Below are 18,610 nucleotides of genomic sequence, written 5' to 3'. Positions count from 1 at the left end.
AAACCCATGAGGATCAGAACATGCAGGCAGTCATTCTGGAAGAACAGCCCACCATCGCCGTCACCATCGTCAACGGTCGCGAGTTCATGACCAACAGCAAGGGCGATCTGGTCGCCGCCTCCAACGTGAAGCCCGAAGACAAACTGCAGGACGAAATGGTCCGCAAGCAGATCAAGTTCGCGCTCGCGCTCAATGCGCAGATAACTCGCTTCCGCGATCACTGCATGGCCGATATCGGCGCTTTCGACGATCTACTCGCGCAGGAATACGGCGCCAGGATCGGCGGCAAGAAGGGCAACAAGACCTATCAGACATTCGACGGTTTGATGAAGGTTCAGGTTCAGGTTGCCGACCTGATCGACTTCGGCCCTCAATTGCAGATCGCCAAGTCGCTCATCGACGAATGCCTAAACGAATGGTCCACCGACAGCCGGCCGGAAATCCAGACGATCGTCACCCGCGCCTTCAACACCGACAAGGAAAGCCAAGTCAACAAGTCGGAGTTGTTCATGCTGCTGAGGCTGGAGATCGACGATCCGCGCTGGGGCCGCGCCATGGATGCAATCCGCGATTCCATCCGGGTAACCGGGTCCAAGGAGTATCTCCGGTTCTATCACCGGCTCTCGATCGAAACGCCCTGGACGGCCATCACAATAGATCTTGCAAAGGCGTGAGGGACATGCGCGATACAGCCCAGCTTTCCAACCGATCAGGGCCTTTTAAGCCTTGTGCGCTCAATTTGGTAAAGGTCCGCGAGGATTTCGAGTTCTTCGAGCACCGCTTCCAACCCGTTGCAGCAAAAGGCGACGAGTTCTTCGGAACGTTTTGTGCGCTGTTGGAGACTAAGCCAGATGTTCAGTTCTCCGTTTTTCAAATAAGTTCTCGCCATCCGCGCCGTGTGATCGCGTTCCTCGGAGAGGGTTTTTGCATCCTCAACCAACTCGGCGTGCTTTGCAGACGCAAAGCCGCCCAGGAGGTCCAGGGAAGCTCGCCAGTTTGGCTGATGGAGCGTCGCGAATATCTCAATGAGAATTCTCTCCAGTACGACTGCCTGATCCAGCCACGCCTGGACGGAATTTCTGTCAACAAGAGCCGGCAGCGGCAACTGCTTCAAGCGCTCAAGATGATCTGCCAATTCGCTCGATTGGGGATAGTACATTCGTTCAAAGCGGAGCATGTCACTCCGCAGCATTGCTCTCAGAACTTTTTCGTTCCGGATGTCATTGCTTCGGTCATCGCGACGCATTTGGCGGATGGTGACCCACGCCGCGAAGACCGCAAGGGCGCCGGCCACCAAACCGTCAAAGTCTCTCAGACGATCATAGGCGGACGGCCCAGGCGTAAACATGATCACGGCGGCGACCGTCACCCACACTATCGTCGGCACCATATTGAACAGCAGCTCTTTAGTGCGCTCCGGCGGCCGATACCCATCGTTCATCCACGAATCCCCAATCGATCATTTCAGGGCGAAACAATACCGAAAAGCGCCTCACCGGCAATTGGAGGTGCAGCGTGAGGCAGTTTCGCAATCAAGAAGCTATTGCCGAAGCCATTGCCGAGCTCTTCATTGCCCATGGCGCCTGTCTCGTTGAGCACGGCGGCGGGTTCTTCGCAGTCTTCTTCGACGATGATCTTTCCTGCCCGATGCCCGTCGGGAAAATCGACATTGGCAAATTGGCAGCACAGTTGTGGGAGCGGTTGTCATGACCTCCGCCATCGCCGCCATCCACACGGGCTGCAAGCAGCTCGGGATCGATGAAGACGGGCGCCGCACCATCTACGAGCGCATCACCGGCAAGCCCAGCCTCACGCTGATGTCCTCGGACGAAAAGGACGCGGTCGTCACCGAACTGCGCCGCCTCGGCTTTACGAGCGCCGACCGACGAACCAACGGCCAGCAGAAGCTTACGGGCAAGTTCGCAAAGAAGCTGCAGGCGCTCTGGATCGCCGCGTGGAACCTCGGCGTGGTCGAGAAGCGCGACGACAAGGCCCTGACCGCCTTCGTCAAGCGCCAGACAGGCATCGATCACACCCGTTGGCTGAACTATCCCGACGACGCCCGCGCCGTAATTGAGGCCCTGAAATCTTGGCTCCGTCGCGAAGCCGGCGTTTCCTTCGGCAACACCAACGGCCAGGAGTGGCTTGCGGCCGATGGGGCAAAGATCGCCTGGGCGCAGTGGCGAATCCTGCACCCCGGCGTGAGCCTGATCGTCCGCAAAGGCTTTGATGAAGAGGTTTCCTCCATTCTCGGCGTCCGCCACGCTTGGCTAGCCGACGTGAAGCCCAAGGAATGGCAGACCGTCATGAACGCGTTCGGCGAGCGCGTCCGCGCGGCCAGGAAGGCGGGCAAGTGATGGTTGCCTATTCCTTCAAACCGTTCTTCGCCGGGCAGATCGCCGCCGGTAGGAAACGCCAGACGATCCGCGCCAATCGCGCCCGGCACGCTCGACCGGGCGAAATGCTCCAGCTCTACCAGGGCATGCGGACCAAGTACTGCCGGAAGATCATCGACGATCAGGTGTGCACGGCTATCGTGCCCGTCGAGATCCTGTTGAGCGATCTTATCAGCGAGATCGTGGCGCGCATCGCCATCGATGGCCGGCCGCTGCTCTATCACGAGATCGAGCATTTTGCCCGCCTGGACGGCTTCGCGCCCGAGCTGCTCGGCAACAGCTTCCCGGCCCGCCTCTATGGCAGGACCGCCCGCGAAACCATGGGCCGCTTCTGGCGCGATGCCCATGGTGACGTATCCCGGTTCGACGGCGTCCTGATCACTTGGGAGCCGGCGCGATGAACGCACGCACGTCCTCGGCGGTAATGGCGCAGCGCTCGCATCCTCGCGGGTCGCTGGACTATTTCCCCACGCCGCCGTGGGCGACGCGTGCGCTCTTGCACGAGGTACTTTCCCGCTACGGCATCATCGACCTGCGCACCAAGCGCGCCCGCGACCCCTGCGGCGGCGGCGGCCATATGGTCGCCCCGCTGCGCGAGTCCTTCGGCGCCGTCGATGTGTCCGACGTCCACGATTGGGGCATCAATCCCGAGATCCGCGACTTCACATTCGAGACCCGCGAGACGCTTCTCGCAGATGGTCACCAGCTGCCAGACTGGATTTTCTGCAACCCGCCCTTTCAGATTGCATCCGTCTTCCTTGAGCGCGCCCTATCGATCGCGACGGAAGGCGTTGCATTTCTCTGCCGGCTCGGCTGGATCAGCGGCCAGGAGCGGCACGACACCATTTTCGGGCCTCGCCCGCCGCGATTCTTCTGCCCCTTTGCCGAGCGCGTGCCGATGATCGAGGGCGTTTGGGATCCGGAGGCAAGCAGCGCCACCGACTACGCCTGGTACGTCTGGCTGCTGGACGAGGAAGGCGAGTATCCCGCCCGCACCGAAGTGTGGCACCTGCCGCCGGGCATGGAAGACCGCTACACGCGCGAAGCCGATCAGGCCCTTGCCACGCCGGGTGAAGCCGCCCGCCGCGCCGCCGAACGCAAGAAGAAGAATGCATCCGAGAATGAAACGCCCACGCTATTCGAGGTGTCGATATGACCAGCCGAATGCATGCCGCCGTTTGCCTGCCTCTCTTCGATCGTTCCGAGCTGGACCGGGTCCGGGCAGAGCGTGAAGAGCTTTTGAAGCGCCTTCAAAAGGGCGGGCGTGATGCCCGCTCCCGCATTCGCATGGAGCAGAAGGTCAACCGCCTGACAGCCGCGCAGGTCCGCCTCGAGTCCCAGCTCGGTATCGGGAGGAAACATTGACCGCCAAGGTTCCGGCACACCTCCAGCCCTATATCGATACGCTCGGCGAGGAACTCGGCATCGAGTTCCTGCTGTCGTTCGGCGGCGGCTATGTGTACCTGTCGGAACGCCCCCAGGGTCGGTCGCCTGTCGTCGAACAGTTCGGCGAGGAAGCCGCGATCGCGCTCGCGGTGCGCATAGGAACGGGCAGCCTCCGCGTCCCTGTCGGCAAGCCCTTTATCGCGCGCCATTTCCGCGCTAAGAGATGGACGGTCAACGCGATCGCGCGCAAACTCCACGTCACCGATGTGACCGTGCGCGCATGGCTCAAGCAAGCCGACGACCGCCAACTCTCCCTCCTCTAGACCGACCACAAGCCCTTGCGGCTGTTTTGACCGCCGCCCAAAATCCATTGTGACCGCCAGATGCCGGTTCGTTCCGGCTTCAACTTTCAGTTCGAGGCGGGAACCATGTAGATGTCCAAACCCCTTGCATCCCTGATCGGCCCGGCCGTGCTCCGCTCGCTGGCGCCGAAACCTTCCAGCACGCAAGCCAATTCGCAGGCGGCAGTCATCGCCGGTTTCGGCGCAATGTTGCCGGAACTGCTGCCGCAGAGCGAAGTCACGACACCGTTGCGGATCTCGCACTTCCTGTCGCAGACAGCGCACGAAAGCGACGGCTTCTGCACCACGGTCGAATATGCATCCGGCGCGGCCTACGAGGGCCGCAAGGATCTCGGCAACACCCAGCCCGGCGACGGCCAGCGGTATCGCGGCCGCGGCCCGATCCAGCTGACCGGCCGCGACAATTATCGCCGCTTCACGGCATGGCTGAGCAGGCGCATGCCCGGTTCCCCGAACTTCGAAAACAACCCGTACATCGTTGCCGAATGGCCGTGGGCCGGTTGGGCCGCCGCCTACTTCTGGTCGGAAAATGGCCTGAACGCGCTTGCCGACCGCGACGACCTGGTCGCGGTGACGAAGCGCATCAACGGCGGCAAGAACGGGCTGGAAGATCGCGGCAGGTACCTGACGAAGGCCAAGGCCCTCATTCAGCCGATAGCCGCCACCCTCGTCGAGCGATCGCCCGGCTACCCCGTCTTGTCGCGCGGTTCAAAGGGCGGCGAAGTCGTCGACCTTCAGCGCGGCCTCTCCACCTATGGCTTGCCGATCGGCATCGATGGCGATTTCGGGCCGGCCACCGAACTGGCCGTGAAGTCCTTCCAGCGAGCGTCCGGCCTTGTCGTCGACGGCATCGCCGGCGCCAGAACGTTCGCAGCGCTTGCCCCGCATCTTCCCTTTGAACGCGACCTTTAAGAGGCCCTCATGCTCCAGACGATCCTGCAACAGCTGGTGCCGCCGCTCATTGACGCGGTGGTCCCGCTCCTTCTCGCCTTCCTCTCGGCGGTGATCCTGCGCCTCACCGGATTCGAGATCGAGGCGAAGCACCGCGCGGCGCTCCAGTCGGCGCTTGCCAATGCAGCGAAGCTGCTGCTCATGCCCGGTACGTCGGTCGATGATGCCATCGACTACGTCGAGCGATCCGTTCCCGATGCCCTGACACGCTTCAAGGCTCGCGACCGCCCGCGCATCGCCGAGCTGCTCGCCCCGCACATTGCCGCGCTGTCGCTGTCAGGGCCGGCGGCGTCCAAGGAGCCGGCGGGCGCATGAACATCGGAAACTTTGCCAGAGAACTTGGCGAGGAGCGGTTAGAGCGCGAACGCGACGTGGCAATCGCGCGAGCCCGCTCCGCGCTCAAGCAACCCGGCGCGGACGATTGCGAAGACTGCGAGCGTCCGATCCGCGAAGCACGGCGGCGGGCGATGCCTTCCGCCACGCGCTGCATCAGCTGTCAGGAAGCGGCCGAGAGCCGAGGTCGGAGAGTAGCATGAGTGACGTTACCCTCCTGCGCGACTGGCTCGGGCTCATCGCTCTCGCGATATCGGTCGGCACGAGCGTGACGGTGTTTTTCACGTCCGGAGCCAAGAAGAACACCGCAACGCTCATCGACCATGACCGCCGTATTCAGCGGATGGAAGACGAGCTCCGCCACATGCCGTCGAAAGACCAGGTCACCGAAATCAAACTTGCAATGGCAGACCTCAAGGGAACGGTCGCCGTCCTGGGGGAGAGCATGGCGAGTGTCTCCCGCACGGTTCACCGCCTTGAGGACTTTCTGAAGGAAAGGAACTAGCATGAGCCTCTCTTTTGAAGAGCACGCGGCTCGGGACGCTCGCCTCGTCATTCTTCGGGGGCTGAAAGACCAGACCGACGGCCGTCTGAACGAAACCCTGCTGACGATGCTGCTCGAGTCTTTCGGCCACAACCGGTCGCGCGAATGGGTCCGCACGCAATTGCAGAAGCTGTGGGAGCTAGGCGCGGTCTCGATCGTCGAGGCCGGCACGGTCCAGATTGCCGCCATCACCCGCGCCGGTATCGACCATGTCGAGCGCCGTTCCGTCATCGACGGCGTTGCCCGCCCGTCTCCGGAGTTTTGACGTGGGACGCGGTAGACCCTCCAACATCGAGCTACTGCCGGAGCCTTGCGCTCCGGTTGTCGCGTGGGCTGCGGCCGAGCTCCAGAAGCGCGACCGCACGCAGACGGACATCTATGGCGACTTTGTCGAGCAGCTGGAGGCGATCCAGCGCGAGCACCGCGGCGAGCTCGATTTCGCGATCCCGTCGTTCACCGCCTTCAACCGCTATTCGCTCAAGCTGGCAATGATGACGCAGCGGATCAACCAGACGCGGGAAATCGCCGGCACCCTCGCCCAGGCATTCGACGGAAGTGCTTCCGACGATCTGACGCTGATCGCCGCCGAGGCCATCAAGACGCTTGTCTTCGAACTGCTGACCAATGCCGGGGAAGCCGGAATCGACACGAAGGGTGCAATGCAGCTGGCGGCCGCGCTCCGATCGGCGGCGCAGGCGCAAGGCGTCTCGACCGTGCGTCGGCAGAAGCTCGACAAGGAATTCGCCGAGAAGGTTGGCGAGGCTGTCGACACTGTCGCCCAGGCGAAGGGCCTCACGCGCGACACCGTCGCCGACATCAAGGCCAAGGTGCTCGGAGTTAGCCGGACATGAGCGTTCACGCCGATCCGAACGAACTGGTCACAGAAGAGGATTGGGCGCGCCACCGGCGCGAAATGTTCATTGGCCTCCCGCCCGGCCTGGAAGGCAAGGACCTGCCCGACGTCCTGCTTGAACATCAGAAGGAGCTCCTGCAGGCGACCGCGCTTTACAACCTGGTCGTCACCGATAAGAGCCGGCGCGTCGGCGCCACCTGGGGCGTCGGCGCGGATGCCGTCTTGACGGCAGGCTCGGCCCGCACCGAAGGCGGCATGGACGTCCTCTATCTCGGCTACAATCTCGACATGGCCCGCGAGTTCATCGACTGCTGCGGCATGTGGGCTCGCGCGTTCGCCCCGGCGTGCTCCGAGGTGCAGGAGTTTCTGTTTGTCGAGCAGGGCGAGAAGGGCGAAGAGAAGGCGATCAAGGCCTTTCGGATCACGTTCGCAAGTGGCTTCGAGATTACGGCGCTGTCGTCGAAACCTCGATCGCTGCGCGGACGGCAGGGCTACGTCATCCTCGACGAGTTCGCCTTTCATGACGATGCCGAGGAACTGCTGAAGGCAGCCATGGCGCTCCTGATCTGGGGCGGCAAGGTGCTCGTCATCTCCACCCACAACGGCGTGGACAACCCCTTCAATCAGCTGATCGAGGATATCCGTGCCGGCAAGCGGCCGGGCAAGGTCGTGCGCGTGACCTTCGACGATGCCTTGCACAATGGCCTCTACCAGCGGGTTTGCCTCAAGACAGGCAAGGAATGGTCGCCCGAATCGGAAGCCACATGGCGGGCCGGCATATACAAGACCTATGGCGCCGGCGCTGACGAAGAGCTGCGATGCATTCCATCACAGTCGGCCGGTTCCTATCTCCCGCGCACGCTCATCCAGGCGCGCATGCACGAACATATTCCGGTCATCCGCTGGAAGTCACCGGCCGGCTTTGTCGACTGGCCCGAAGGGCTTCGCATCGAAGAGGTTCGCGACTTCTGTGACGAACAATTGAAACCATTGCTCGCTCGCCTCGACCCTCGGCTGCGCAGTTGCCTTGGGCAGGATTTTGGCCGCACCGGTGACTTGTCCGTCATCCACCCGATGCAGATCCGCGCCGACCTGTCGCGCATCACGCCTTTCCTGCTTGAGCTTCGTGACGTTCCGTTTGAGAGCCAAAAGCAGATCCTCTTTTACATCATTGATGAGCTTCCACGATTTTCGCACGCAGCGCTAGATGCAACCGGCAATGGTGCGTTTCTCGCCGAGGTCTGCCGGCAGAAATGCGGCCCGGCCAAGGTCACCGAAGTGAAACTCTCCACGACCTGGTACCTGCTGAACATGCCGAAACTGAAAGCGGCCTTCGAAGACGGCACGATTGAACTCCCGCTCGATGACGACGTCATGACAGATTACCGCGCCGTCCAGATGACGAAGGGCATCGCCAAGGTTCCGGACAATGCCCGCTCTGTCGGCGTCGACGGTTTCGAGCGGCACGGTGACGCCGCGCCGGCGGGCGCTCTTGCCATCTTCGCCAGCGAGCAAGACAGCGGCGAAGTCGGCGCCGGCACGACAGGCGCGCAACGGCCGAGCTCGGGCGTGATGGATGACTACGCCGGCGGCTTCGGCACGATCGACAGCCGCGCCGACCTTTCCGACTTTACGAGGATGTGAGATGGCCGCCCCGACCCTTCCCGAAATCGCGACCACCGTCAGCGATCCCTTCATACCGAGCTTTCAGGGCATCCTCTCGCCGACCGACGAAGTGCTGGCATCGCGCGGCGGCGCGTCCGCCCTCAAGGTCTATGACGAAATCCGCCGCGACCCGCATGCCTTCGCCATCCTGCAAAAGCGCAGGCTGGAAGTGTGCTCCCGCGAATGGGCGGTCCATGAGGCGTCGCCCAGGCGCATCGACAAGCGTGCGGCCGAGGAAGTCGAGCGCCAGCTGAAGGCGATCAATTTTGACCGCCTGACCAAAGGACTGCTCGGCGCGGTCCTGAAAGGTTTCGCCGTTGCCGAGATCATCTGGCGCAATGTCGACGGCGTCTGGACCGCCACCGCCGTCAAAGTGAAAAAGCAGCGGCGCTTTCGTTTCGCCGTTGACGGCTCGCTGCGCATGCTCACGCGCTCCAACATGATGGACGGCGTTGCCGTGCCCGATCGCAAGTTCATCGTGCATCGCCATTCGATCGATGACGACGACGACGATCCCTATGGCGTCGGGCTTGGCTCGGTCCTGTTCTGGCCGGCGTGGTTCAAGCGCCAGGCGCTGGCCCACTGGCTGCGGGCGACGGAAAAGCACGCCACCCCGACCACGGTCCTGAAGTACTCCGGCGAGTATGACGAGAAGAAGCAAAAGGAACTCGTCGTCGTCCTGCGCCAGATGGCCAGCGACACCGGCCTTGTCATTCCGGACACCGTCACCGCGGAACTGCTGGAAGCGAAAGCCGGCGGCGGCGGCGACGTGCACGAAAAGCTGAACCGCTACCTGGACGAACTCATGAGCGAGGCCGTCCTGGGCGAGACGCTGTCGACGAACAGCGGCGAGCGCGGCGCTAGATCGCTTGGCGAGATCCACAACGAGGTACGCATTGCCATCGCCAAGGCCGATTCCGATCTGATCAGCGCCACGATCAAGGACACCCTTGTTCGCTGGGTCGTCGAATTGAACTTCCCCGGCGCCGGCATTCCCGATGTCTGGCGTGACTTCTCCGAGGCCGAGGACCTGGACGACAAGGTCAAGCGGGACGAGACCATTACACGCATGGGCTACAAGCCCGCCAGCGTCGACTATATCAACGAGACCTATGGCGGCGAGTGGGTCGAGAAGGCCGAACGCGATCCGGCCGTGGACGATCCCGCAAACGGGCAGGAGCCGCCGGCAACGGCCGGTCTTGAATTCGCCGACAACCCGGCGGCGGTTTCGTCAGCCGGCCAGCGTGTCGTCGATAGCCTCACCGATCAGCTGGACACGCTCGCCGCGCCGCCGATCGCCGCCATGATCGAAGCCATCCGGGCAGAGTTCGCCGAGGCGCGCGACTATGACGATCTTTCCCTTCGGCTCGCGCGCCTCGCCTCGGAGCTCGGCGTCGATGACCTCGCCGGCCTGATGGAACAGGCCATCACCGTCGCCCGCCTGGAAGGCCATGACAGCGTGGGCGGCAATGGCTGATATCCCGTTTCAGGAGGCCGTCGACTATCTGAAAGGCAAGGTCAACCTGCCGACCAGGCGCTGGGACGATCTTCGCCACGGCGCCCACGTCCGCGCGTTCTCGGTGGCCGGCGTCACGCGCGATGACATGCTGGCGGACTTCCGTGCCGCGATCGAGAAGGCGCGGGAAAAGGGCACCGGCTTTGACGAGTTCCGAAAGGACTTTGACGCGATCGTTGAACGCACCGGCTGGCAATTCTTCTCCCACGGCCAGACGGAAGAAGAGCGACGCGCGTGGCGCGCCCGGATCATCTACACAACCAACATGCGCACGAGCTACATGGCCGGGCGCTATTCGCAGCTGACTGACCCGGACGTGCTGAAGTATCGGCCGTACTGGCAATACATCCACTCCGGCGCGCTCCATCCCCGCAAACTTCACCTGTCATGGAACGGGCTCGTCCTTCGCGCCACCGATCCCGCCTGGGCAATCATGTACCCGCCCAACGGTTGGGGCTGCGGCTGCGACGTTGAAGCACTCTCTGAACGGGAATTGAAGGCGCTTGGAAAGAGCGGTCCGGACGAAGCACCCGACCTAGGCGCGTACCAGGACAAGGATCCTCGCACCGGCCAGCCTGAAACCCGCTATCCCGGCATCGACCGCGGCTGGGAATACAATGTCGGGCAGGAAACCTTGTCGGGCCTCGTGCCGCGCGAGCTGCGCACGCCGCTGGAGCCGTTCGCGCCAGATCGCAAGCCGGCCGCCGATCTCCCCGACCTGCCGCCGGCCACTGCAGTCAGTTCCAACCGCCTGTTGCCGGACGGGCTTTCCGATGATGCCTATGTCGGGCGCTTCATGGAGGAGTTCGGCTTTGGCGAAAGAGGTTTCGGCTACTTCCGCGATGCCTCCGGTGGGATCGTCACGCTGTCAAAGAGCATGTTCGAAACCCGCGACGCGTCCGGCGCCGTCACCGGGACCAAGAGCAACAAGTACGACCGTGGCCCTTACATGGCCCTGCTTGCGGACACGATCAGGGAGCCCGACGAGATCTGGGCCGATTGGGCCGCCGTTGCTTCCGGCGTCGCGCTGAAGCGGTCCTACATTCGCCGTTTCATCCTCCCGGATAGAAAGGCTCTCTTCGCCCGCTTCGAATGGACGCCGAAAGGCTGGATCGCCGTAACGGGTTTCCAGTCGGCCGACCGTTATGTGAGGAAGTTCAGAACCGGGGCGCTACTCTATCGCCGTCCAGAAACATAAAAAGCGGCCCGTCCGGTCTGGGCCGCTTTGCCGCGAGACTTAAGGATCAGGACCGGCCCGCACATCTCGCTTAGCGGTTGGATATTACACCGGCCGAACACAGGAAACAAGAATGAGCAGCGCCAGCATCACAATCGACCTGGACGAGGTGAACGACGCCCTGGCGCGCTTGCTGGCGGCCGCCGGCGACATCACGCCGGCGCTGAAGAACATCGGCGAGTATGAGGCCAAGGCGACCCGCCGGCGCTTCATCGACGAACGCGATCCGGACGGCAAGACATGGGCGGCCCTCAATCCGCTCTATGCGAAGACGAAGAAAGGTCCAGGCATCTTGCGCGGCCAGACGCGCAGCCTCAGCCAGATCGTCTGGCAGCTCGCCGGTGACGGCGTCGAGATCGGCTCGAACGAAGTTTACGCGCGGATCCACAACGAGGGCGGCACGATCGTGCCAAAGAACGCGGCCGCTCTTGTCTTCTCGATGGGCGGGCAGACGTTCAAGGTCAAATCGGTGACCATGCCGCGCCGGCAGTTCCTCGGCTTCAGCGACGAGGACGTGACAGAGATCCTCGCCATCGTTCAGGACCATTTCCTGGCGGCGATTTCGCCTGCGGGTGCACCTTGAAAAATCCGGCCCCAGAAGCGCTCTGGCGGTTTGAGACCGCCGATGATAGCCTAGGAGGCATCAAACCGCCTCCAAGGCCTTCAAATCGGCTTCAAATTTGAAGTCAGGGTTTGATCCTCCACCCGCTTCCGCGTTTCATGCAGGGCAATTGACCCACAAGCCGTAGCGGCTGTTTCGGCGTGTGCCCCTCCGGCATGGTCCGGAGCATGAAACCGTTCGAAATTTTCCGCACCGGCAAGCACACTTCGTCGACGGGCGTCACGCTCAGTTTCGGCGAGGCCGATCTTGCAGCCATCGTCGCCGGTTATGATCCGGCCGTCCACGAGGCGCCGATCGTCGTCGGCCATCCGAAGCAGGATGGCCCGGCCTATGGCTGGATCAAAGGCCTCGCTGTAAAGGGCGATCGCCTCGTCGCATTCGCCGACCAGGTCAACGCCGAATTCTCCGAGCTCGTCAAAGGCGGCTCCTTCAAGAAGGTCTCGGCCGCGTTCTATGCGCCCGACAGCGCCAGCAATCCCACGCCCGGCAAGTATCACCTGCGCCACGTCGGTTTCCTCGGCGCCGAGCCGCCGGCCGTGAAAGGCCTGAAGTCGATCGACTTCTCGGATGACGGCAGCGTCATCGTCGAGTGCGAGGCGATCGAGTTTTCCGAATGGCGCAATGCCTGGGCGTTCGAAAACATTGCCCGCCTCTTCCGCGGCCTTCGCGATCACTTCATCGAGACGAGCGACATCGAGACCGCCGACCGGCTCGTGCCGCAATGGGATCTCGAACAGCTGGCGCAGGCCGCAGCCGACAGCCGCGCTGATGCGCGTGTCGAAGAGAGCCGCCCCGCCTTTTCCGAACCTCAACCGAAGGAAGACGTCATGACCAACACTGCTGAACAGCAGCAGGCCGCGCTGGATGCCCGCGAGGCCGATCTGAAGGCCCGCGAGCTGACTTTTGCCGAGAACGCCCGCAAGGCCCGCGCCGCCGAAGATGCCGGCTTCGTGGCAGATATCGTCAAGGACGGCCGTCTGCCGATCGGCCTTCAGGCCACCGCCACCGCCCTGTTCTCCGAAATGGGCGACGATGAGCTGACCTTCTCCGAAGGCGACACCGAAGTGAAGACGTCGTCGCGCGCCGCCTTCCGCGACCTGCTCGGCAAGCTGCCGAAGCCCGTTGCAACGGGCGAACTTGCCACCGGTGACGGTCCCGACTTCTCCGACCCGGCCCACGTCCAGGTCGCCATCGAAACCGAGATCAGCAAGGCCAAGGAGAAGGGTGAGTTTCTTTCGCCGGCCGCCGCGCTGATGCGCATCAAGGCCAACGGCTAAAGGAACGCCCATGTCCCGCATCGTCAAGAATTTCGTCGCCGCTGCCGCCATCGGGCACCGGCGCCTGGTCAAGTTCACCGCCAACGATGGCGAGGTCGCGCTGGCGACTGCGGCCACCGACCTGATCGCAGGCGTCACCGACTTTCCGGGCGGCGCCGAGGCCGGCGACCGCATCGACGTCGTGCTCTTCGGTCAGGCCGAGGTGGTCGCTGGCGGCACGATCGCGGCCGGCGCGCTGTTCACCGCAGGTGCGGCCGGTGCTGCCGTTGCGGCGGCCCCTGCGGCCGGCGCGAACGGCTCGACCGCCGGCATGGTCCTTACCGGCGCCGTGTCGGGCGACATCGTCCGCGCTCTCATCAATCGCGGCAGCATTCAGGGCGCGTAACCGCCTCAACCCCTCTTTCAGGAGCTTTCAATGTCTGGTGGAACACCATTCCCCGTTGATCCGGTGCTTGTCGGCATCATTCAGGCCTACAAGAACGACAAGCTGATCGCCGACGACGTGCTGCCGCGCCTCAACCCCCTTCTGCCGAAGGAAGAGTTCAAGTGGTGGTTCTTCGACTTCGCCCAGTTCATCACGCTGCACGACACCAAGGTCGGCCGAAAGTCCGAGCCCAACCAGGTCGAGTTCGAAGCCCAGGAGCGGACCAGCCGCACCGATGACTACGGCCTGGACGATCTGATCCCCAACGTCGATCAGGCGAACGCACCGGCCGGCTATGATCCGCGCGCATTCGCGGCACAGAAGCTGATCGACCTCGTCCTGCTCGATCGCGAAGTGCGCGTGGCCAACAAGACCATGTCGGCCGCGACCTACGGCGTAAACAACAAGGAGACGCTGACCGGCACCTCCAAGTGGACGGACGCCGCCAGCACACCCATCAAGCATGTCGCCGCTGCGGCCGACACCATGATCATCCGACCGAACAACGCGGTTTGCTCCCGTTCAGTCTGGACGGCGCTGCGCACCAATCCGAGTGTCCTGCGCGCCCTGACGCCATCCGGTTCCCAGGACGGCTATGCCAACAAGCGTGCCGTCGCCGACCTCCTGGAGCTCGACGACATCCTCGTCGGGGAAGGCTGGCTCAACATCGCAAAGCCCGGTCAGTCTCCCGTCCGCGCCCGCGTATGGCCGAACAAGTTCCTGCTGTTCCACAAGGCCGCCCTCGCGGACAGCGTCTCCGCCCAGCCGACGTTCGGTTGGACCGCGCAGTTCGGCACCCGCGTTTCCGGCTCCCTCCCGCAGCCGAAGGCCGGCCTGCGCGGCTCCGAGCTCGTCCGTTCGGGCGAGAGCGTCAAGGAAGTCATCTCGGCTCCGGAGCTCGGCTACCTCTTCGAAGGCGTCATCTAAGGCGCTGGCAAGCCTCGACCAACGATCGCTGTTCGCCTAGCCGCGACCGCGGCCGCCTGTTCCTCCCGGCCTCGGCCGGGCGGATTTTCCGCAGGGGATCGACGGCGATCCTCTTCGCAAACTCCGAAGGGAAAAGAACATGACCAAGAAGCCCAAGACGATTTCTCCGGCCGCCGACGACACCGTCACCGATGGTGCCGCCGCCGGCAACCAGCCTTCCGTTGTTTTGGTCATCGCGACGGAAGGCGACCCGTCCGGCGAGAACGGGCCGGACGGGACCAATACCCCAGCGAGCGAAAGCGGCGATGCTGCCGACAAGGCCTCGGCCGAGCCGGTGAAACCGCAGGACGCCACCACGTTGACACCTGCCGACCCGGCAGAAGCGACGAAGGTTGCGACCGACCCGGAGGTGGAAGCAGCGGCTTCCGGGACTAATTCCACTGATACTCCCGAGAGCGACCGCATGGGCGAGGCCGGCAATTTGGCCGGCCTCGCCACCGAGGTCCGGGAATTTGAACTCGCCAGCGCCGTCCGCCATGACAACCGGTATTTCGCTGAAGGTCAGACGATCGCGCTGACGGAAGACGAACACGGCTCTCTCTGGGACGCTGGCATCGTCGATGCCTGGGAAACGGGCACACCGGTCTGACCATGCCCTACGCGACCCTTGACGATCTAATCGAGCGCGCCGGCCAGGACGAAATTCTTCAGGTCGCCGATCGCGATCAGGACGATTTAGCAGACCCGGCCGTGATCGAGGCAGCACTTGCGCATGCGGACAACACGGTGAACGGCTATCTCGCCGTCCGCTACGCCATGCCGCTGTCGGCCGTGCCGCCGATCGTCGTCACCTGGGCCGTGTCGATCGCCCGCTACCACCTCCATCGCGAGGGCGCTCCGGACTATGTCGTGCGCGACTACAAGGATGCGCTAGCCGCCCTGAAGGATGCTGCGCGCGGCCTCGTCGCCATTCCCGGCGCTGACGGCGTCGCGCCGCAGCAGTCCGCCGCCGGCGCTGTTTCGGTCACCGGTCCCGAGCCGGTGTTCAGCAAGGACAAGCTGGGGGGCTGGCTATGATCGACGCCGTCATTGGTCGAATAGAAAGTCAGGTGTCGCACGCCGCGGCCGTTCTGGCAGCCGAAGATCTCGACGCGCTCGCTAAAGGCACCGCGCCCCGCGCCGGCACTGTCTATGTCATCCCCTACCGCGAGCGGGCGGAACCCAACGAACTGGCGACCGGTGCCTTCCGGCAATTCGTCCTGGTGCAGATCCTCGTCGCCTTCGTCGTTCGTCGCCACGATGACACCAAGGGCGGCAAGCGGATCGCCGGCTTCGACGCCTTCAAGAACGCGATCGAACGCGCCCTTTGCGGCTGGGCCATCGAGCCGAGCAGCGAACCTTTTGAACTCGTGGCCGGGCAGGCCGCACCATTCGGCAACGGTGTCACCGTCTACGTCCAGACGTGGCAGACGAGCCGCTACCTGGAGGCATGACATGCAGGGCGGATCGTACATCAAGACGGAGAAGGGACTGGAGCGCGTCCAGTTCACAGCGGAACCGAAGGCGGCTGAGGCCGTCGCGGAAGGGGTCTCCTCGTCCCCGACGGTGGAGGCGGACGAACGCCCCGCCTCCACCAACCCGGCCGGCGCTACCGGCAAGAAGTCCACAAAGGGAGCCTGAGCAATGCCGCGTCTTTTTCGCAATCGCGCGATTCTCGCCAAGACTGAAGTGACCTACGGCACGGACGCCGCGCCGACCGGCGCCGCCAACGCCATGCAGATGACCAACGTGGTCTTCAACCCGTCCGTCGGCGAAGAAGTAAGCCGCGACCTGGTTGTGCCCTACATGGGGCATCAGGGGGTTATCCTCGTTGGCACCTATGCGACCCTGGCAGGCGAGGTGGAAATTGCCGGCTCCGGAACGCCGGGAACCCCTCCCGCTTATGGCCCGCTGCTGCGCGCCTGCGGGCTCGCCGAAGTCGTCGCGGCGGGCGCTGACGTCACTTATACTCCGGTGTCTGGTGGACAAGAGGCTGTTTCGATCCGCTTCAATGCCGATGGCGTGCAGCATGTGCTGCTTGGATCGCGGGGAACCTTCACGCTGAACCTGACGCCGAAGCAGATCCCGCGCTTCGCCTTCACGTTCACCGGCCTGCTGGGGACGATCTCCGACGCCGCGCTTCCGACTATCGACCTGGCCAAGTTCATCACGCCGGTCGTCGTCAACAAAGCCAACACGACGTTCTCCCTGCACGGTCTCGCCGGCGCTTGCGAGGGCGTAACGATGGACATCGCAAACCAGATTGAGCCGCGCTTCCTGATCGGCCACGAAAGCATCCAGCAGGTCGACCGTCAGATGACCGGCAGCGCGATCATGGAAGCGGTGTCGCTTGCCACCAAGAACTGGTTCGAGATTGCCCATACCCACGCCCTGGGCGCGCTCGCTGCGACCCACGGCGTCACTGCGGGCAACATTGTCGAGTTCGCCGCGCCTTCTGTCCAGATCGGCCGACCGACGATGGGTGAGACCCAGCGCATCCTGAACAACACCCTGCCGCTGATGTTCAAGACCATCGCGGGCAACGACGAGTTCACCATCACCGTGAAGTGACGACGGCCGGCTTTGGCCGATCTTCGAAGACGTTTCAAAACGAGGAAAAACCATGTTCAAAATCGTCAAGACGCTGACCACCTGGTGGCCGGTGAAGGTGTTCGAGCCCGACCCCGACCCGGAGAACGTCGGAAAGTTCGCGGAATATTCCTTTGATATCCAGTTCGAGATTCTGGACCGCGACCAGTCGGATGAGCTGACCCGCGAACGCAACGCCATCCTCGACATCGTGAAGGATAGCACCGCGGAAGACAAACTCCGCGAGCTCGAGCGTCGGCTCGAGGAACACAACATCAAGAGCTTCCAGCGCACCATCCGCAATTGGCGCGGCGTCCTCGACGATGACGGTAAGGCGTTTCCGTTCACCAACGAGAACCTGCTGATCGCGCTTAAGCGAAACTCGTTCCGCGAAGCGGTGAACGCCGCCTACGCCGAGGCCATCGACAGCGGAAAGGCGCGGCTGGGAAACTGACAGAGGCGGCGGCGATTTGGGCGCGCCGCCGCACCGACCGGCCCGACCGCACCAAGCCGGCTGCGGTAGACGCCGATCTCCAACAGCAGTTCCGTGAACTTGGCGTCAGGCTGGCCGTAGACCAGACGCAAACCGAGGAAGCCTTCGAAATCATGGCATGCAACTGGCCCTCCCTGACCGCCTTTATGGCCTGCTCTACGCAGTGGCGCGTCGTGCCCGAGATCACCGGCGGCATGGCGGCGGTCGCGACTACTCTGGTCTTCATCGGCATGGATTACACCGCCGTGGATGCGACCCTGCGCCGCCTCAATTCACCGGCGCACGTCTTCGAAGATATCCTCGCGATGGAAGAGGCCGCGCTCCCTATCCTCAATGAGGTGGAATGATGGCCGCTCCCTATCGCATATCCATCGGCGTCAATCTCGATCCCGCGGGGGCCAAGGCGGGTGCGGCCGCCACGAAGAACGAACTCGACAAGATTGGCGCCGCTGCAGAGGCGACAGAATCGAAACTCCAGCGCCTGATCAACGCATCGGTCGGCCTTCACACCGGCCCGGCGAACAACAACGCCCGCGCCTGGACCGGCATTCTCGCATCGGAGGGCATGGCGCTCGACAACCTGCGGGCCAAATACAATCCGACTTACGCGGCGATCCGGAACTACAAGCAGGCCATCACCGAGATCCGGACAGCCTACGCCCAGGCGGCGATCTCGGCCGACGAAATGACCGCGGCGATGAGCCGTCAGCGTCAGATGGCGCTCAGCACCATCGCCGCCGTGAAAGGCCGCGACGGTCTGCCCGGCATGTTTGTCGGCTCGTCTCGCAATGATCAGTTCCGCCGGCAGAACCTGTCCTATCAGCTGTTCGATATCGGCCAGACCGCTGCCATGGGCATGAACCCGGCGATGATCTTCGCCCAGCAGGGTCCGCAGATCCTTCAGCTGTATGCCGGCCAGGGCGGCGTGAACGCGGCCCTGAAGGATCTCGGCACGATTGCCGGCGGCGCGGCCCGCCTGATCACGCCCTTGACCGT

29 protein-coding genes are annotated in these 18,610 nt (G+C 63.4%); 28 read left to right on the top strand and 1 reads right to left on the bottom strand.

Annotated elements, in window-relative coordinates:
- The first annotated feature begins 20 nt into the window (after nucleotides 1-20).
- Nucleotides 21-674, top strand: coding sequence for a DUF3164 family protein (locus tag CRO48_RS14765; protein ID WP_097140592.1), 654 nt, complete (start codon nucleotides 21-23; stop codon nucleotides 672-674).
- 35 nt (nucleotides 675-709) lie between these two features.
- Here the strand turns inward: CRO48_RS14765 and CRO48_RS14760 are convergent, their stop codons facing one another.
- The gene (locus CRO48_RS14760; protein WP_097140590.1) at nucleotides 710-1,441 is read right to left on the bottom strand and encodes a hypothetical protein; all 732 of its coding nucleotides are present in this window, start codon (nucleotides 1,439-1,441) and stop codon (nucleotides 710-712) included.
- 74 nt (nucleotides 1,442-1,515) lie between these two features.
- Between CRO48_RS14760 and CRO48_RS14755 the strand changes: the two genes are divergently transcribed.
- The 27 genes from CRO48_RS14755 to CRO48_RS14625 form a co-directional block, all read left to right on the top strand.
- Entirely contained in the window at nucleotides 1,516-1,710 is a 195-nt protein-coding gene (locus tag CRO48_RS14755) for a hypothetical protein (RefSeq protein ID WP_097140588.1), read from the top strand.
- On the top strand, nucleotides 1,707-2,357 hold the full coding sequence (locus CRO48_RS14750; RefSeq protein WP_097140586.1) for a regulatory protein GemA: 651 nt from the start codon (nucleotides 1,707-1,709) through the stop codon (nucleotides 2,355-2,357). Before CRO48_RS14755 ends, CRO48_RS14750 begins: the two co-directional genes overlap by 4 nt.
- Nucleotides 2,357-2,797, top strand: a complete 441-nt coding sequence (locus CRO48_RS14745) for a hypothetical protein (RefSeq protein WP_097140584.1) — start codon at nucleotides 2,357-2,359, stop codon at nucleotides 2,795-2,797. The genes CRO48_RS14750 and CRO48_RS14745 overlap by 1 nt, the downstream gene beginning before the upstream one ends.
- A complete protein-coding gene (locus tag CRO48_RS14740; protein ID WP_097140582.1) occupies nucleotides 2,794-3,552 on the top strand; it encodes a methyltransferase in 759 nt (252 codons plus the stop codon). The genes CRO48_RS14745 and CRO48_RS14740 overlap by 4 nt, the downstream gene beginning before the upstream one ends.
- A complete protein-coding gene (locus tag CRO48_RS14735) occupies nucleotides 3,549-3,761 on the top strand; it encodes a hypothetical protein (protein ID WP_097140580.1) in 213 nt (70 codons plus the stop codon). The genes CRO48_RS14740 and CRO48_RS14735 overlap by 4 nt, the downstream gene beginning before the upstream one ends.
- Nucleotides 3,758-4,105 carry a hypothetical protein gene (locus tag CRO48_RS14730; protein ID WP_097140579.1) on the top strand — a complete coding sequence of 116 codons (348 nt, stop codon included), beginning with the start codon at nucleotides 3,758-3,760 and terminating at the stop codon, nucleotides 4,103-4,105. Before CRO48_RS14735 ends, CRO48_RS14730 begins: the two co-directional genes overlap by 4 nt.
- Nucleotides 4,106-4,216: 111 nt before the next feature.
- Complete coding sequence (locus CRO48_RS14725; RefSeq protein ID WP_097140577.1) at nucleotides 4,217-5,056, top strand: peptidoglycan-binding protein; 840 nt, start codon at nucleotides 4,217-4,219, stop codon at nucleotides 5,054-5,056.
- 9 nt (nucleotides 5,057-5,065) lie between these two features.
- Entirely contained in the window at nucleotides 5,066-5,410 is a 345-nt protein-coding gene (locus CRO48_RS14720) for a hypothetical protein (protein ID WP_097140575.1), read from the top strand.
- Nucleotides 5,407-5,631, top strand: coding sequence for a TraR/DksA C4-type zinc finger protein (locus tag CRO48_RS14715; RefSeq protein ID WP_097140572.1), 225 nt, complete (start codon nucleotides 5,407-5,409; stop codon nucleotides 5,629-5,631). Before CRO48_RS14720 ends, CRO48_RS14715 begins: the two co-directional genes overlap by 4 nt.
- On the top strand, nucleotides 5,628-5,933 hold the full coding sequence (locus CRO48_RS14710) for a DUF2730 family protein (RefSeq protein WP_097140570.1): 306 nt from the start codon (nucleotides 5,628-5,630) through the stop codon (nucleotides 5,931-5,933). The genes CRO48_RS14715 and CRO48_RS14710 overlap by 4 nt, the downstream gene beginning before the upstream one ends.
- Nucleotide 5,934: 1 nt before the next feature.
- Nucleotides 5,935-6,237 carry a VpaChn25_0724 family phage protein gene (locus CRO48_RS14705; RefSeq protein ID WP_097140568.1) on the top strand — a complete coding sequence of 101 codons (303 nt, stop codon included), beginning with the start codon at nucleotides 5,935-5,937 and terminating at the stop codon, nucleotides 6,235-6,237.
- A gap of 1 nt (nucleotide 6,238) precedes the next feature.
- Entirely contained in the window at nucleotides 6,239-6,823 is a 585-nt protein-coding gene (locus CRO48_RS14700; RefSeq protein ID WP_245423532.1) for a DUF3486 family protein, read from the top strand.
- Entirely contained in the window at nucleotides 6,820-8,469 is a 1,650-nt protein-coding gene (locus CRO48_RS14695; RefSeq protein ID WP_097140564.1) for a hypothetical protein, read from the top strand. Before CRO48_RS14700 ends, CRO48_RS14695 begins: the two co-directional genes overlap by 4 nt.
- 1 nt (nucleotide 8,470) lies before the next feature.
- Nucleotides 8,471-9,967: a DUF935 domain-containing protein gene (locus CRO48_RS14690; protein ID WP_097140562.1), complete on the top strand. Its 1,497-nt coding sequence runs from the start codon at nucleotides 8,471-8,473 to the stop codon at nucleotides 9,965-9,967.
- Nucleotides 9,960-11,204 carry a PBECR2 nuclease fold domain-containing protein gene (locus CRO48_RS14685; protein WP_097140560.1) on the top strand — a complete coding sequence of 415 codons (1,245 nt, stop codon included), beginning with the start codon at nucleotides 9,960-9,962 and terminating at the stop codon, nucleotides 11,202-11,204. Before CRO48_RS14690 ends, CRO48_RS14685 begins: the two co-directional genes overlap by 8 nt.
- A gap of 112 nt (nucleotides 11,205-11,316) precedes the next feature.
- Nucleotides 11,317-11,826, top strand: coding sequence for a phage virion morphogenesis protein (locus CRO48_RS14680; protein ID WP_097140559.1), 510 nt, complete (start codon nucleotides 11,317-11,319; stop codon nucleotides 11,824-11,826).
- 206 nt (nucleotides 11,827-12,032) lie between these two features.
- Entirely contained in the window at nucleotides 12,033-13,142 is a 1,110-nt protein-coding gene (locus tag CRO48_RS14675; RefSeq protein WP_097140557.1) for a peptidase, read from the top strand.
- A gap of 10 nt (nucleotides 13,143-13,152) precedes the next feature.
- Nucleotides 13,153-13,527, top strand: coding sequence for a hypothetical protein (locus CRO48_RS32210; protein ID WP_097140555.1), 375 nt, complete (start codon nucleotides 13,153-13,155; stop codon nucleotides 13,525-13,527).
- Nucleotides 13,528-13,557: 30 nt separating this feature from the next.
- Nucleotides 13,558-14,493 carry a major capsid protein gene (locus CRO48_RS14665; protein ID WP_097140553.1) on the top strand — a complete coding sequence of 312 codons (936 nt, stop codon included), beginning with the start codon at nucleotides 13,558-13,560 and terminating at the stop codon, nucleotides 14,491-14,493.
- 139 nt (nucleotides 14,494-14,632) lie between these two features.
- A complete protein-coding gene (locus tag CRO48_RS14660) occupies nucleotides 14,633-15,142 on the top strand; it encodes a hypothetical protein (protein WP_097140551.1) in 510 nt (169 codons plus the stop codon).
- Between the two features lie 2 nt (nucleotides 15,143-15,144).
- On the top strand, nucleotides 15,145-15,570 hold the full coding sequence (locus CRO48_RS14655) for a gp436 family protein (RefSeq protein WP_097140549.1): 426 nt from the start codon (nucleotides 15,145-15,147) through the stop codon (nucleotides 15,568-15,570).
- Nucleotides 15,567-15,986, top strand: a complete 420-nt coding sequence (locus CRO48_RS14650) for a phage tail terminator protein (protein ID WP_455363835.1) — start codon at nucleotides 15,567-15,569, stop codon at nucleotides 15,984-15,986. Before CRO48_RS14655 ends, CRO48_RS14650 begins: the two co-directional genes overlap by 4 nt.
- Before the next feature lies 1 nt (nucleotide 15,987).
- Complete coding sequence (locus CRO48_RS14645) at nucleotides 15,988-16,173, top strand: hypothetical protein (protein ID WP_097140545.1); 186 nt, start codon at nucleotides 15,988-15,990, stop codon at nucleotides 16,171-16,173.
- A gap of 3 nt (nucleotides 16,174-16,176) precedes the next feature.
- Nucleotides 16,177-17,103, top strand: a complete 927-nt coding sequence (locus CRO48_RS14640; protein WP_097140543.1) for a phage tail tube protein — start codon at nucleotides 16,177-16,179, stop codon at nucleotides 17,101-17,103.
- A gap of 52 nt (nucleotides 17,104-17,155) precedes the next feature.
- Entirely contained in the window at nucleotides 17,156-17,575 is a 420-nt protein-coding gene (locus CRO48_RS14635; protein ID WP_097140541.1) for a hypothetical protein, read from the top strand.
- Nucleotides 17,572-17,961, top strand: a complete 390-nt coding sequence (locus CRO48_RS14630; protein WP_342588279.1) for a DUF1799 domain-containing protein — start codon at nucleotides 17,572-17,574, stop codon at nucleotides 17,959-17,961. The genes CRO48_RS14635 and CRO48_RS14630 overlap by 4 nt, the downstream gene beginning before the upstream one ends.
- The coding region (locus CRO48_RS14625; RefSeq protein WP_176526761.1) for a phage tail length tape measure family protein at nucleotides 17,961-18,610 on the top strand (650 nt) is incomplete at its 3' end. The genes CRO48_RS14630 and CRO48_RS14625, both read left to right, overlap by 1 nt.

The sequence above is a fragment of the Rhizobium subbaraonis genome (assembly GCF_900220975.1).
GTDB classification, from domain to species: Bacteria; Pseudomonadota; Alphaproteobacteria; order Rhizobiales; family Rhizobiaceae; genus Mycoplana; species Mycoplana subbaraonis.
The sequence above is the reverse complement of the archived record's forward strand: the minus strand, read 5'-3'. Positions and strand labels throughout refer to the sequence as shown.

What these genes read in the sequence shown, in the direction of transcription:
- CRO48_RS14765 (WP_097140592.1), top strand. Translation starts at nt 21, where the DNA reads ATGCAGGCAGTCATTCTGGAAGAACAGCCCACCATCGCCGTCACCATC.
- CRO48_RS14760 (WP_097140590.1), bottom strand. Translation starts at nt 1,441, where the DNA reads ATGAACGATGGGTATCGGCCGCCGGAGCGCACTAAAGAGCTGCTGTTC.
- CRO48_RS14750 (WP_097140586.1), top strand. Translation starts at nt 1,707, where the DNA reads ATGACCTCCGCCATCGCCGCCATCCACACGGGCTGCAAGCAGCTCGGG.
- CRO48_RS14745 (WP_097140584.1), top strand. Translation starts at nt 2,357, where the DNA reads ATGGTTGCCTATTCCTTCAAACCGTTCTTCGCCGGGCAGATCGCCGCC.
- CRO48_RS14740 (WP_097140582.1), top strand. Translation starts at nt 2,794, where the DNA reads ATGAACGCACGCACGTCCTCGGCGGTAATGGCGCAGCGCTCGCATCCT.
- CRO48_RS14735 (WP_097140580.1), top strand. Translation starts at nt 3,549, where the DNA reads ATGACCAGCCGAATGCATGCCGCCGTTTGCCTGCCTCTCTTCGATCGT.
- CRO48_RS14725 (WP_097140577.1), top strand. Translation starts at nt 4,217, where the DNA reads ATGTCCAAACCCCTTGCATCCCTGATCGGCCCGGCCGTGCTCCGCTCG.
- CRO48_RS14720 (WP_097140575.1), top strand. Translation starts at nt 5,066, where the DNA reads ATGCTCCAGACGATCCTGCAACAGCTGGTGCCGCCGCTCATTGACGCG.
- CRO48_RS14715 (WP_097140572.1), top strand. Translation starts at nt 5,407, where the DNA reads ATGAACATCGGAAACTTTGCCAGAGAACTTGGCGAGGAGCGGTTAGAG.
- CRO48_RS14710 (WP_097140570.1), top strand. Translation starts at nt 5,628, where the DNA reads ATGAGTGACGTTACCCTCCTGCGCGACTGGCTCGGGCTCATCGCTCTC.
- CRO48_RS14705 (WP_097140568.1), top strand. Translation starts at nt 5,935, where the DNA reads ATGAGCCTCTCTTTTGAAGAGCACGCGGCTCGGGACGCTCGCCTCGTC.
- CRO48_RS14695 (WP_097140564.1), top strand. Translation starts at nt 6,820, where the DNA reads ATGAGCGTTCACGCCGATCCGAACGAACTGGTCACAGAAGAGGATTGG.
- CRO48_RS14690 (WP_097140562.1), top strand. Translation starts at nt 8,471, where the DNA reads ATGGCCGCCCCGACCCTTCCCGAAATCGCGACCACCGTCAGCGATCCC.
- CRO48_RS14685 (WP_097140560.1), top strand. Translation starts at nt 9,960, where the DNA reads ATGGCTGATATCCCGTTTCAGGAGGCCGTCGACTATCTGAAAGGCAAG.
- CRO48_RS14680 (WP_097140559.1), top strand. Translation starts at nt 11,317, where the DNA reads ATGAGCAGCGCCAGCATCACAATCGACCTGGACGAGGTGAACGACGCC.
- CRO48_RS14675 (WP_097140557.1), top strand. Translation starts at nt 12,033, where the DNA reads ATGAAACCGTTCGAAATTTTCCGCACCGGCAAGCACACTTCGTCGACG.
- CRO48_RS32210 (WP_097140555.1), top strand. Translation starts at nt 13,153, where the DNA reads ATGTCCCGCATCGTCAAGAATTTCGTCGCCGCTGCCGCCATCGGGCAC.
- CRO48_RS14665 (WP_097140553.1), top strand. Translation starts at nt 13,558, where the DNA reads ATGTCTGGTGGAACACCATTCCCCGTTGATCCGGTGCTTGTCGGCATC.
- CRO48_RS14660 (WP_097140551.1), top strand. Translation starts at nt 14,633, where the DNA reads ATGACCAAGAAGCCCAAGACGATTTCTCCGGCCGCCGACGACACCGTC.
- CRO48_RS14655 (WP_097140549.1), top strand. Translation starts at nt 15,145, where the DNA reads ATGCCCTACGCGACCCTTGACGATCTAATCGAGCGCGCCGGCCAGGAC.
- CRO48_RS14650 (WP_455363835.1), top strand. Translation starts at nt 15,567, where the DNA reads ATGATCGACGCCGTCATTGGTCGAATAGAAAGTCAGGTGTCGCACGCC.
- CRO48_RS14645 (WP_097140545.1), top strand. Translation starts at nt 15,988, where the DNA reads ATGCAGGGCGGATCGTACATCAAGACGGAGAAGGGACTGGAGCGCGTC.
- CRO48_RS14640 (WP_097140543.1), top strand. Translation starts at nt 16,177, where the DNA reads ATGCCGCGTCTTTTTCGCAATCGCGCGATTCTCGCCAAGACTGAAGTG.
- CRO48_RS14635 (WP_097140541.1), top strand. Translation starts at nt 17,156, where the DNA reads ATGTTCAAAATCGTCAAGACGCTGACCACCTGGTGGCCGGTGAAGGTG.